Genomic DNA, 12117 nt, shown 5'->3' on the forward strand with positions numbered 1-12117 from the left:
GAAAACGGCGATGCGACAAACAAGAAAGGCGCAAAGGGCGAAGACAGCGCTTGTTGCAGGCGGCGCGGGTTTCCTCGGTTCGCATCTTTGCGAAGCATTGCTCCGCAACCATTGGCGCGTCATATGCGCCGACAATTTTCTCACCGGTCGCATGGAGAACATCATCTCGATCATGGACCAGCCAGGTTTTCGGTTGATCGAGCACGATATCTGCCGGCCACTGGATCCCGGTGAGCCGGTGCATCGCATCTTCAATCTGGCCTGTGCTGCCTCGCCGCCGCGTTATCAAGCCGACCCGATACACACAACGCGAACCTGCGTGATCGGAACGCTCAACCTGCTCGAGCTCGCGGTCCGCAATGATGCGCGGCTGCTCCAGGCCTCGACGAGCGAAGTGTATGGCGACCCTGAACAACATCCGCAGAAGGAAGATTATGTCGGCCATGTGAACTGTACCGGCCCACGCGCCTGCTACGACGAGGGCAAGCGCACCGCCGAAACGCTTTGCTTCGACTACTTGAGAGCCGGCAAGACCGACGTTCGCGTTGCGCGCATCTTCAACACCTATGGCCCAAGAATGGATCCGGCGGACGGCCGCATCGTCTCGAACCTGATCATGCAGGCGCTTGAGAAGCGCCCGCTGACGATATTCGGCGACGGCCAACAGACGCGATCCTTCTGCTACGTCTCGGATCTGATCGATGGATTGATGCGCCTCATGGATATCGAGCCCAATCCGGGCAAGCCGGTCAATCTGGGCAATCCCGGAGAATTCACCATCATGCGACTGGCGGCATTGGTGAAGGCGATGACCGGCACCAAATCGGATCTGAAGTTTCTGCCGCTGCCGCAAGACGATCCTCGGCGCAGGCGGCCCGATATCTCGCGCGCAAAAACGCTGCTCGGCTGGACGCCGAGAGTTTCTCTCAACGAAGGGCTGACAAAGACGATCGGCTATTTCACGGCCCTCGAAGGCGGCCAGATCGGCGATCGGATGCCAGGCCTTGCCAAAAGCGCGAGACCGGCATCAGGGGGGCTGCAGAACCTCCCTGCCTGATACTCGGATCGCAGGCAAATCTTTCCTTCGAGATCGTGCGGAACATCCGTCCAAGCTTGGGGTTTGGCGAGAGGACCCGATATGGAGGATTATCCTCATGCAACCCAAGCGACCCGCCAAGGATATCGATCACGTTGCAGAACGCGAAACGGCTGCCTATCTGCGGCGGGCCTCGATCACCTATCTCGAATGCTGTGTCAGCCTGATGATGACGCATCTGCAGCGGGAGGAAGTGGCCAGCATTCTCGAGCAGGAAGCAGACATGCTGCGAACGCTGGATTGATCGAGACAGTCACGCCTTGCATTTCTCCATGAACCGTATCAGCCCTCTTTCATATCGGTTTGCGGTCGCGGATAGCCTTGCCTTTTCCCGGCCATTCTCGGATTGGGCCGCCATGCTCCAGAGCCCGAGTTGGAACGCCAGGTAGCAAGGTTCGAAGAAGTCGATGTGGCCGTCATCAATGTCGAGCCTCATCCCATCGATCAAGGTCGCCACGTCGCCGTCAGACAGTCCATATTCAACAAGAGCGCCGGCAATGTCCCACTCTATCGGCTGGCAGCCGATCAGATCGTGTCCCCGGCAGTGGTCGACGGCATCCGTTTTGACCACCGTGCCCTCGGAACCGACGAGGAACTCCCAAGCGTGTAGCTTTCCGTCGATTTCGACCCTTTGCCGCACATGCGCAGGCGTCCGCTTCGAGAACCAATTCCGCAGTTTCGCGGCGGGGTTCTCACCCAGAGCTTCGGAGGTATTGTGAACGGCCATCTCCGCGAGCGCGAGCAATGAAGCACCCGGTTCGCAGGTACGCAGATTGATCGCACGCCAGGCCAGATAGCGTGTGAACTCAGCGAGAAGTCTCTCTCTGGACGGCAGTGCCTGATCCAAGGTGATGCCGTCGGCCCACCGTTCAACCAGAAAACCGTGACAAAGCCCGACGACTTGGGGTCCGAAGCCAGCTTCATGCAGCATCGTCGCGGTTCGTTCCTTGCGCTGTCCGCTTTCGCCGAGACCAACAAATTTGACGAGCCAACGATCTCGACCCGCAGACGCCAGGAACTTTCGCCGTTCGGTGCGGCGTGGGCTCGGGGGCCAACGCTCTTCGTCGGCGTAGTGGACGGTCCGCCACGCTCCACCAGATATTTCGGTCAAACTCAATTCCGGACTGCCGACCGCCTCGGCCACCCAAGCGCGCAGCGTCGGAATTCGCCAGCTTTCTGAGAAGGTGCGTTCAAAAGCCATTGCCACATGTTTGCGGCAGCGCGCCCATGTCTCGCGCACCTCCTGCGACGCTTCGGCGCCAGGGTCGCCCGAATGGCTGGGGAACAGGTGAATGCGGTGAAAACCAATGCCCAGTTCCCCCAACCATTTGACGACGGCGTGCATCGAACTTCCCGACAGGCCGGGGCCTTCGTCGACGATGGCGAAGCGAGCCGCGAGATTGTGCCTCCAGGCGGCGATCGACCGCGGATCGGCATTGACGCGCCTATGGAAAGGATGGCCGATAGGACGCACGCTGATCGGCGCCGGCGCACCGATCGCGGCGGCAACCATCGCTGCAAGCCCCAGGCCGATGCTGCGGATGCCGATCACGCATGTGTTCGCATCGAGACCTGACTCCTGCGCCGCGCCCAAATAGCTCTCGGGATAAAGCGCATAATGCGCATAGCCCTCGGCCGAGCCGGTCAAAACCTTTGCCTTGCAATCGAGCCCGGCCAGCACTTGTCGGGGTCCGGGGTCGATGCCACCGCCTGCGGCGAAACCACTTCGCCACGACTTCGCCACCTCTGCCGCAAGCCCCACCAGCAGCTTGGCGCCTTGCTGTTGCCGCGGCGAATTGATGTCGACGCCGCTGGTTTCGAAATCGACATCGGCAAGCGCCTGAACCAGTTCCGACACGCTGATGAATAGCCCGACCAACGCGGCGTGGCGCCGGATTCCGTCAGGCATCCGATCGAGGCGTTCGGCCATTTCGATCGCAGCCTCGCGAAGCTGTTGTGCGCTTTCGGTCCGCTTGTGGTCGCCATAGACAATCATCGATCGTTTTTCCAATGCTTGCCGTGCGGCAACGCGGCGGGGTGCAGCTTCGATCCATGCTGTCTCGCGCAATTTTTCGACTGGCCAAGGAACATTCCGGCAGACTGGCGGTTCGGCGTCAAGAACTTACCTTTAACAACATAGGGCGGCAGGTTCGTGGGATCGAAAAAGGTTCGTGTTGGTATCGTTGGAGTCGGCAATTGCGCATCCTCCCTGGTGCAGGGCCTCTCCTATTATCGTAACGCAAAAAGCAACGAACCGATCCCGGGGCTGATGCATGCCGATCTCGGCGGCTATCACGTCGACGACATCGAAATTGTCTGTGCGTTTGATGTCGCCAAAAGCAAGGTCGGCCGCGATGTCGCGGAAGCCATCTACGCGGCCCCGAACAACACGTTCCGCTTTGCCGACGCGGCGACAACCGGCACGCGTGTCGAACGCGGACCGACGCTTGACGGGATCGGCAAATATTTGCGTGACGAAATCGAAGAAGCGCCGCAGCCGGTTGCCAATGTCAGCGAGATCCTGCGCGACAGCGGCGCCGACGTGCTGGTCTCCTACCTGCCGGTGGGTTCGGAGGAAGCGACGCGCTTCTATGCTGAATGCGCGCTCGAAGCCGGTTGCGCCTTCGTCAACTGCATACCGGTCTTCATCGCCTCGCGCCCGGAATGGCGCCGACGCTTCGAGCAACGCGGGCTGCCGCTGGTCGGCGACGACATCAAGAGCCAGGTCGGCGCGACCATCGTGCACCGGTTGCTGGCCAATCTCTTTCGCGAGCGCGGCGTGCGCATCGATCGCACCTATCAGCTGAATTTCGGCGGCAACACCGATTTCCTCAACATGCTGGAACGCGAACGGCTGGAATCGAAGAAGATCTCGAAGACGCAATCGGTGACCAGCCAGCTCGATGTTCCCTTGGAGCCTGGCAACATCCATGTCGGGCCGAGCGACCATGTGCCTTGGCTCACCGACCGAAAGTGGGCCTACATCCGTGTCGAAGGCACGACCTTCGGCGGCGTGCCGCTGAATGCCGAGCTCAAGCTGGAGGTGTGGGATTCACCCAACTCGGCCGGCGTGGTGATCGATGCGGTGCGCTGCGCCAAGCTCGCGCTCGACCGCGGCATTGCCGGAGCGCTGACCGGTCCTTGCAGCTATTTCATGAAGTCTCCTCCCGAACAGTTCACCGATGCCGAAGCGCGGCAGCGTACGCTCGCTTTCATTGCCGGCAAGGACGAGCCTTTGCTGGATGCCGCGGAATGACGACGACATTTTTTTTGATCCGCCATGCAGCGCACGACAATGTCGGCTCCTATCTTGCGGGGCGCATGGCCGGCGTTTGCCTTGGCGAAGCCGGCAAGGCTCAGGCCGAGCAGCTTGGCTGCCGCATGGCCCGAGAGACGATCGCGGCCATTCTGTGCAGCCCGCGCGAGCGCACGCAGGAGACGGCCCTGCCAATCGCTCTCGCCTGCGGTGTCGGTGAAATCGCGATCTGCGCCGAACTCGACGAGATCGATTTCGGCGACTGGTCGGGAAAGACGTTCGACGAGTTGAACGGCGATGCCAGCTGGCGGGCGTGGAACGACCAGCGGCAGGAGGCGAGGACACCGAGCGGCGAGACCATGCTGGATGTCCAGCAGCGCATCGTCTCGCTCATGAACGGAATCCGCGAGCGGCATCAGAACCAATGCGTCGCCCTGGTCAGCCACGCTGATGTGATCAAGGCCGCAGTCTGCAAGGTGCTTGGCTTGCCGGTCGGCGACTGCTTCCGCTTCGACATCGATCCCGCCTCGATCACGACGATGGTGTCGGGGGACTGGGGCTCCAAGCTCCTGCGAATGAACGAAGCTGCCTGACGAGGAGTTTCCGGATGCGGATGGTTATTTTCGGTCTCACCGTCACATCTTCATGGGGGAATGGTCATGCCACGCTTTGGCGCGGGCTGATCCGCGCCCTCGCCCGGCTGGGATGGTCCGTCACCTTCTTCGAACGCGACACCCCCTATTATGCCGGGACGCGGGATCTCGATCAGCTCGATGGAGGCAATGTCGTCATCTATCCGGACTGGGAGGACATCCGTCGCGTTGCGGAGCGGGCAATGAAGCAAGCGGATGCCGTCATCGTCACCTCTTACTGCCCCGACGCCGTGGAGGCCTCGCGGGTCGCGCAGCAGGCAGGTCGGGGACTGCGTGTCTTCTACGATCTCGACACTCCGGTCACGCTTGCCCGCATCGAGAAAGGCGAGCGTCCGCCCTATTTCGGACCGGAGGGTCTTGCCGATTTCGACCTCGTCCTGAGCTACACCGGCGGCTCGGCGATCGACGCGCTGAAGTCGGTTTTAGGCGCGCGCCGCGTGGTGCCGCTCTATGGGCATGTCGATCCCGACCAACACCGGCCAGCAGAGAAGCGGGCCGAATTCGCCGGTGATCTGTCCTATCTCGGGACCTACGCGGCGGACCGCCAGGCCGGCGTCGAAAAGCTGCTGGTCCGCCCGGCCGCGCGCCTGCCTGACCACCGCTTCATCATTGGCGGCGCACAATATCCGCAGGAATTCCCATGGAGCGACAACATCTTCTTTGTCAGGCATCTTCCGCCCGCCGACCATCCGGCTTTCTTCTCATCGTCACGCCTGACACTGAACGTCACCCGGGAAGCGATGGCGCAAAAGGGCTGGTGCCCGTCGGGACGGCTCTTTGAAGCGGCCGCGTGTGGGGCCGCCATCGTCACCGACGCATGGCCAGGCCTCGCGGAATTCTTCGAACCCGGCCGCGAAGTCCTGTTGGCGCACGACACAGATGATGTCGTCGCGGCACTGCGACTGCCGGAGGGTGAACTCGACGGCATTCGAAGGCGTGGCCGCGAGCGGGTCTTGGGCGAACACACTTCCGCACGGCGCGCGGCGGAACTGGATCGCATCCTAAACGATGCCTTTCAGACATCTCCCGGCGAACCGATGAAGGAAGCAGTCTGATGTTGGGCATTGTGCCCGCTGCCGGACGCGGCAGCCGTATTCAACCGCTCGGCTTCTCCAAAGAGCTGCTGCCGGTCGGCAGCCGGATCGATGGACAGACCGAGCGTCCCTGCGCCGTGAGCGAGTATCTGGTACGGCGCATGGTTCAGGCCGGCGTCGACAAGATTTGCTTCATCATCGGATCGGGTAAATCCGACATCCTCGAATACTATGCCGCCGGCTACGGCGACGCGGCGGCTCTCTTTGTGGTGCAGCCCAATCCCGTTGGTCTCTGCGATGCGATTTTCCGGGCAGCGCCCCTCGTCGCGCCCGACGAGGTCGTCCTGGTCGGGCTTCCCGATACGATCTGGTTCCCCGAGGACGGCTTCTGTCATTTGCCTGACGATCAGCTTTCATTTCTGCTCTTCCCGGTGGATCACCCGGAATTCTTCGACGCCGTCGTTGTCGATGACCACGAGGGCGTGATCGAAATCCAGGTCAAGCGACAGGATGCCGCCACGAATTGGGTTTGGGGTGCGTTCAAGATGCCGGGCCAGATCCTGCATCAGCTTGCGGCACTCTGGCGCGAGCGCGATTGCAGTGACGAATATATCGGCACGTTGATCAACGCCTACCTTGCGGCTGGGGGTGAAGCCTCTGGTGTCAAGGCTGGCTCAGCCTATGTCGATGTCGGCACTTTCAACGGCTATCGCACAGCTCTGCGGCTGCTTGAAAACGGCGCCCCATCCGCTCATCACCAGCCCGCCATGATCATGCCCGGCGCGCATGTGCCCGTCGTTCCGGGCGAAGGAGCCTGAACCATGCTGCACTCCGACGCTGAAATCCGCCGCCGCATCGATGCGCTCGGGCCATGGTTCCACAACATGGAACTGGCCGGTGTCGAAACCGCTCCCGACCACTTTCTCGGCAATTACCCTCTCATCAAATGGCGCAAATTCGCCGATGCCATTCCCGCCGATCTGGCCGGCAAGACGGTGCTCGATATTGGCTGCAATGCTGGTTTCTATTCCATTGAGATGAAACGGCGAGGTGCTGCCCGTGTCCTCGGCATCGATTTCGACGAGGCCTATCTGGCGCAGGCTCGCTTTGCCGCCGAGATCGCGGATTGCGATATCGAATTCCAGAAACTTTCGGTCTACGACGTCGGCGCCCTGCGCGAGACATTCGATGTCGTGCTGTTCATGGGGGTGCTTTACCATTTGCGTCACCCCTTGCTCGCGCTCGATCTCATCCGTGAGCACGTCGCTGGTGACCTGATGATCTTCCAATCCATGCAACGCGGCAGCACGGATCTGCCCGAGCTGGAAGAGAACTATCATTTCTGGACGCACGACCTGTTCGACCGGCCTGAATTTCCCAAGCTGCATTTCATCGAACACCGCTATGCCGACGACCCGACCAACTGGTGGATTCCCAACCGGGCCTGCACCGAAGCTATGCTGCGCAGTGCCGGTTTCGAGATCGTTCTGCATCCCGAGCACGAGGTCTATTTCTGTCGCGCCGCCGGCGACCCGGGCGGCGGCGGCGCGATCTACCCGTCGAAAGGAAAGCTCCATGATTGAAGCCGCGATGATCTGGAACGAGCCCAACAACAAATCGCATTGGGACCCCGAGCTCGACCCCGATTGGAGCCGCTTTGCCAGGATGGCAATCCTGTCGGCGGACGCGATCGCGACCGAGAACCCGGCTCTGACAAAAGTGCTTGGCGGCATCTCGCCGATCGATCCCGGCTTTATCACGCGGATGAAGGAATTGGGCGTGCTGAACCATGTCGACGCCGTCGCAGTACACGGCTTTCCTCTCGACTGGAACCTGTGGCAAATCCAGGAATGGCCGCAGAAGATCGGCGAGATCGAGACCGTTACCGATCTTCCCATCTGGGTCAGCGAAGTCGGCGTATCGACCTTCGGGGCCGAGGAAATCCAGGTTTGGGGGCTCAGGCGCACAGCCGAATTGCTGCTCGGCAACGCGCCTCGCATCCAGTGGTATAGCCTCTATGACCTTCCGCGCGAATGGGAAGCAACGACGCGGCATCGCGAAGCGGAGGGGTCCTCCTATTATCGCCATTTCCACATGGGGCTGCTGCGCCAGGACGGCACGCCAAAGCCGGCGCTGGAGGAATTCCTGCGCCATACACCGACAATGGGGCTGGTGCAGTGGTTTCATTTCGAAGACCCGCGGCTGGACGATGCGGTCGCCTGGATGAAGCGGCTCGGCGTCACCAATATGCGCACCGGGCTTTCCTGGGCCGACAGTTTCAGGCCGAATGCGCTGGACTGGTTCGACCGGCAGATGGAAGCGCTCGCCGATTTTGACGTGACGGTCACCTTCTGCTTCACGCCTGAGCATCGCGGAATGATGCCCCATCACACTAGCCCGCCGCTGGTGCCCGAGGAATTCGCCGAATTCTGTGCAACCATGGTCCGCCGCTACGCCCTCGGCATGACGTCCGCCTCGCTCCCGACGCAGCGGGCCACGGCTGCGTGAGGCACTCATGCGATGCGGTCTGCAATCATCTGACACGCTGACCGAATTCATGGCTCATGGCTGCGCCCTTTGTCGTCATTCAGCGGCCGTGGGCTTCGAGGCCGCTCCCTGGCCGGGCACAACCGCCCTCGCCCCTCCGGCGCCGTGGCTCGACCAGCCATGACGCTCACTGTCCTCAACGTCGCCTATCCCCTGGCGCCCGTCGGACCGGACGCGGTCGGGGGTGCCGAACAGGTTCTGTCGATGCTCGATCAGGCACTGGTTCGCGCGGGGCATCGGTCTATCGTCGTCGGCTGCCGGGGCTCCAGCGCGAGCGGCACCCTCGTGGAAATACCGGCGGAGAACGGCGTGCTCGACGAGGGGGCGAAGAGGCGCGCACAGCAGGCCCATCGCGCCGCGATCGCCGCCGCCCGCGCCAGATGGCCGATCGATGTGGTTCATCTGCACGGTATCGATTTCGACGCTTATCTGCCCAACGATGGCCCGACCTTGGTGACCCTTCACCTGCCGCTGGACTGGTATCCGGCCGAGGCACTGCGCCCGACACGCGACGACCTGTGGCTCCATGCTGTCTCGACCGCGCAGCAGAAGACCGCGCCACCAGGCGCCAGGCTGATGACACCGGTACCAAATGGCGTCGACATAGAAGCGCTGAACCTGCTGCAGCCGAAGCGCGACTTTGCACTGGTTCTCAGCCGAATCTGCCCGGAAAAGGGCATTCACCTAGCGCTGGACGCGGCCAAACGGGCAGGCGTGCCACTGGTTGTCGGCGGCAAGGTCTATCCCTACGAAACGCACACGCGGTACTTTCGCGACGAGGTCCAATCTCGTCTCGACGGCCGCCGCCGCTTCCTTGGTCCGCTCGGCTTCACCGCCAAACGCCGCTTTCTAAACGCAGCGCGCTGTCTGGTCATTCCGAGTCTCGCCGCAGAGACCAGTTCGCTGGTCGCCATGGAGGCCCTCGCCTGCGGCACGCCGGTGGTCGCCTTTCCGAACGGTGCGCTTCCGGATGTGGTCGAGCACGGCAGGACCGGCTTTCTCGTCAACACGGTGGACGAGATGGCCCAAGCCATCCTTGCGGCACCCAGTCTGGACACCGAGGCATGCCGGACCGAGGCGCGGCGGCGGTTTTCGCTGGAGCGGATGATCTTGTCCTACATGGATGCCTATCAGGCGCTGGCACGGCTTGGCGCCGATCACGGGCACCTCGCTGCGATACCGTGAGCGAAGCTGTGCTGCGCAGCGAGATCATCGATGACCCGGCCCAATTCGATGCGTTGGCGCCGCACTGGTGGAACCTGTGGGAGCAGAGTTCATCAGCGACGCCGTTTCAATCTCCCGCCTGGCTGGCACCATGGTGGCACACATTCGCCCCCGGAGACCTGGCGACGGTCGCAGTCTGGCGCGGAGGCGATCTGGTAGGACTGGCGCCGCTCTATCTTGAGCACGGGACGGCTGGCTCGAAACTGCTTCCGATCGGCATTTCGCTCAGCGACTACCTGGACATCCTGTGTGTCCCCGGCAGCGAAGCTCCGGTCGTCACTGCCATTGCCGAAAAGATTCTCTCAATCGGGTGGTCGCAATGGATCTTACCGGATTTGCCGGAAGGGAGTGTCGGTCTGGCGGTCACGCACCCCAAACTGAACGCGGAACGGCCAGCCACCCATGCCGCTTGCCCCGTGCTCGCCATCGCCGGCGACGAAACGCTTGCGGGCTGCGTCCCTTCCCGACGCAGACGCCAGTTGCGCCGGGCGCGCCAGGCCGCATTCAGATGCGGCCGGATCGCGTTGTCGCCTGCTCGGGGCGATCCGCAAACCTTCCTCGATCAGTTGATCCGCCTCCACGATGCGCGCTGGGCCGGACGCGGAGGTGGTGTGTTGGCTGACGCCGCCGTCGAGCAATTCCACAGGCGCTCACTTCCCTTGCTCGACGCTCGCGGTCTGGTCCGATGCTGGCTGCTTGCAATCGATGGCTGGACCGTCGGCGCCTATTACGGATTTCACCATCGCGGCCGTGCCTATGCCTATCTCGGCGGCTTCGACCCCGCTTATGCCGAGGAGAGTCCAGGCGCGATCCTGATCGGCCACGCGATCGCGGAGGCGATCCACGAAGGTGCGCGCGAGTTCGATTTCCTGCGCGGCCAGGAGGCCTACAAATATGGCTGGGGCGCCGTCGACAGGTGGACGATGCGCAGGGTTTGGACGCGGAGTTGATGCCATGAGTGCAGCCGCGCCAAAATCCGCCAAGCGCAGGACAGAGATTAGATCGGCTGTCGAAGACTGCATGGCGGCCGGTGTCAGTGCCGAAGCGGTCATCGCCAGACTGGCACTTCATCTGCAGGCGGGGATCGGTGCAGCGGAAGTGGCTGAGATCGTGCTTGATATCGTTCCGTCGGATTCCGGAGACGCGGAAAAACTGCAAGAGGTAGCCGGACTGCTTCGCCGCAAACCTGACGTTTTTGCGACGTTGCGAGCGACGGGCGCCGCCGTTCGGCATGAACGCGACGAGGACGAGACGGATGCCGCTGTCGTCATGCGGCTGGCCTCGAGCTTCGATGCCGCATCAGCGATTTCGGAGGTGGCAAGTGTCCAACTGGCATCCCTCGGCGATAAGCAAAGGCTGTCAGCCACGACCGACGAAATCGTTGCGTGGCTTGAAGCGCAGGCATTCACCGGAATTGATCGAGACATTCTGGACATCGGTTGCGGCACCGGGCGTTTCGAGCGCGCGCTTTCCAAATCGTTCAACCGGATGATCGGCATCGACATATCTTCGCGCATGATCTCCATCGCCTCTGAGCAATGCGCCGGGCTGCGCAATGTCGAGTTGCGGCAAACCTCCGGTCTCGATTTGACCGCATTCGACGATGGCAGTTTCGATTGCGTGCTGGCGGTCGACAGCTTTCCCTATCTGGTTCTGGCCGGCATGGCTGAGCGGCATTTCGATGAGATTGCGCGTGTTCTGAAACGGCCGGGCTGGCTCGCCTTGTTGAACTATTCCTATCGCGGATCGCTTTTTCTGGACCGCGGCGATATCAAGCGTTTGGCCGAAGCTCACCAATTGCGGGTGGTCATCGATGGCGAGAAGCCGTTTCGGTCATGGGATGGCGACGCCTTCCTGCTTGCCAGGTGCGACGGAACATTACCGCGCGATCCCAGTTCGGGCGTCGAAGCGGAGACGCTGAAGAGCGTCACCAATTCGAAGGAGGATATCATGGCATCCGGCGGCAAAAAACATTTCGGCCGTGGCAGCCAGGGCAAGGGTACCGGCGCCGGCGCAATGACCAACCTGGCTAAGGACAAGATCGAGGAAAACGCGGTTCTGTCCAATCGGGACAAGAAGCAGCATAGCGAGGAGCGCGGGCTGGATGGCAATCGAATCAAGTCCGATCAATATCAGGACCATGCCGCAAACCAACTGCCGAAGGACTGAACACCGCCACACCGCATCCCTTGGCCTGCATGGAAGGTTAAGGAAAAAACCTGTGCAAGGGTAGCCGGCGACTCGTGTCGGCGGTGGATATCGCCTTGTAATGCCGAGCAATTATCACCACACTAGGATCAAGGGACC

The 12117-nt window shown here is 61.9% G+C and carries 12 protein-coding genes and 1 pseudogene; 12 read left to right on the plus strand and 1 reads right to left on the minus strand.

Annotation, left to right across the window (positions count from 1 at the left end; genetic code table 11):
• Positions 1–10: 10 nt before the first annotated feature.
• Both JT360_RS30450 and JT360_RS30455 read left to right on the plus strand, forming a co-directional pair.
• Entirely contained in the window at positions 11–1057 is a 1047-nt protein-coding gene (locus tag JT360_RS30450) for a UDP-glucuronic acid decarboxylase family protein (protein WP_214476712.1), read from the plus strand.
• 97 nt (positions 1058–1154) lie between these two features.
• Positions 1155–1340: a hypothetical protein gene (locus JT360_RS30455; protein WP_214476715.1), complete on the plus strand. Its 186-nt coding sequence runs from the start codon at positions 1155–1157 to the stop codon at positions 1338–1340.
• A 9-nt stretch (positions 1341–1349) separates the two neighbouring features.
• On the opposite strand, the gene JT360_RS30460 is transcribed toward JT360_RS30455, so the two are convergent.
• Positions 1350–3092 (minus strand): hypothetical protein, encoded by a 1743-nt coding sequence (locus tag JT360_RS30460; protein ID WP_214476716.1) that lies wholly within the window; start codon positions 3090–3092, stop codon positions 1350–1352.
• Between the two features lie 156 nt (positions 3093–3248).
• Between JT360_RS30460 and JT360_RS30465 the strand changes: the two genes are divergently transcribed.
• From JT360_RS30465 to JT360_RS30510, 10 genes and pseudogenes are all read left to right on the plus strand, one after another.
• A complete protein-coding gene (locus tag JT360_RS30465) occupies positions 3249–4352 on the plus strand; it encodes an inositol-3-phosphate synthase (RefSeq protein WP_214476719.1) in 1104 nt (367 codons plus the stop codon).
• Positions 4349–4945 (plus strand): histidine phosphatase family protein, encoded by a 597-nt coding sequence (locus JT360_RS30470; protein ID WP_214476722.1) that lies wholly within the window; start codon positions 4349–4351, stop codon positions 4943–4945. Before JT360_RS30465 ends, JT360_RS30470 begins: the two co-directional genes overlap by 4 nt.
• A gap of 14 nt (positions 4946–4959) precedes the next feature.
• Complete coding sequence (locus JT360_RS30475; protein ID WP_214476725.1) at positions 4960–6060, plus strand: CgeB family protein; 1101 nt, start codon at positions 4960–4962, stop codon at positions 6058–6060.
• Positions 6060–6857: a sugar phosphate nucleotidyltransferase gene (locus JT360_RS30480; RefSeq protein WP_214476727.1), complete on the plus strand. Its 798-nt coding sequence runs from the start codon at positions 6060–6062 to the stop codon at positions 6855–6857. The genes JT360_RS30475 and JT360_RS30480 overlap by 1 nt, the downstream gene beginning before the upstream one ends.
• 3 nt (positions 6858–6860) lie before the next feature.
• Positions 6861–7622, plus strand: coding sequence for a TIGR04290 family methyltransferase (locus JT360_RS30485; RefSeq protein WP_214476729.1), 762 nt, complete (start codon positions 6861–6863; stop codon positions 7620–7622).
• Complete coding sequence (locus JT360_RS30490) at positions 7615–8547, plus strand: glycoside hydrolase 5 family protein (protein ID WP_214476732.1); 933 nt, start codon at positions 7615–7617, stop codon at positions 8545–8547. Before JT360_RS30485 ends, JT360_RS30490 begins: the two co-directional genes overlap by 8 nt.
• A gap of 159 nt (positions 8548–8706) precedes the next feature.
• Complete coding sequence (locus tag JT360_RS30495) at positions 8707–9771, plus strand: glycosyltransferase family 4 protein (protein ID WP_214476734.1); 1065 nt, start codon at positions 8707–8709, stop codon at positions 9769–9771.
• Positions 9772–9779: 8 nt separating this feature from the next.
• Complete coding sequence (locus JT360_RS30500) at positions 9780–10760, plus strand: GNAT family N-acetyltransferase (RefSeq protein WP_214476740.1); 981 nt, start codon at positions 9780–9782, stop codon at positions 10758–10760.
• A gap of 319 nt (positions 10761–11079) precedes the next feature.
• Positions 11080–11535: pseudogene (locus JT360_RS33855) on the plus strand (class I SAM-dependent methyltransferase); the annotation flags it as partial.
• A 225-nt stretch (positions 11536–11760) separates the two neighbouring features.
• On the plus strand, positions 11761–11979 hold the full coding sequence (locus JT360_RS30510; RefSeq protein WP_214476737.1) for a hypothetical protein: 219 nt from the start codon (positions 11761–11763) through the stop codon (positions 11977–11979).
• Positions 11980–12117: the final 138 nt, after the last annotated feature.

It is taken from the genome of Mesorhizobium sp. dw_380, from assembly GCF_018588885.1.
Taxonomy (GTDB): Bacteria; Pseudomonadota; Alphaproteobacteria; order Rhizobiales; family Rhizobiaceae; genus Mesorhizobium.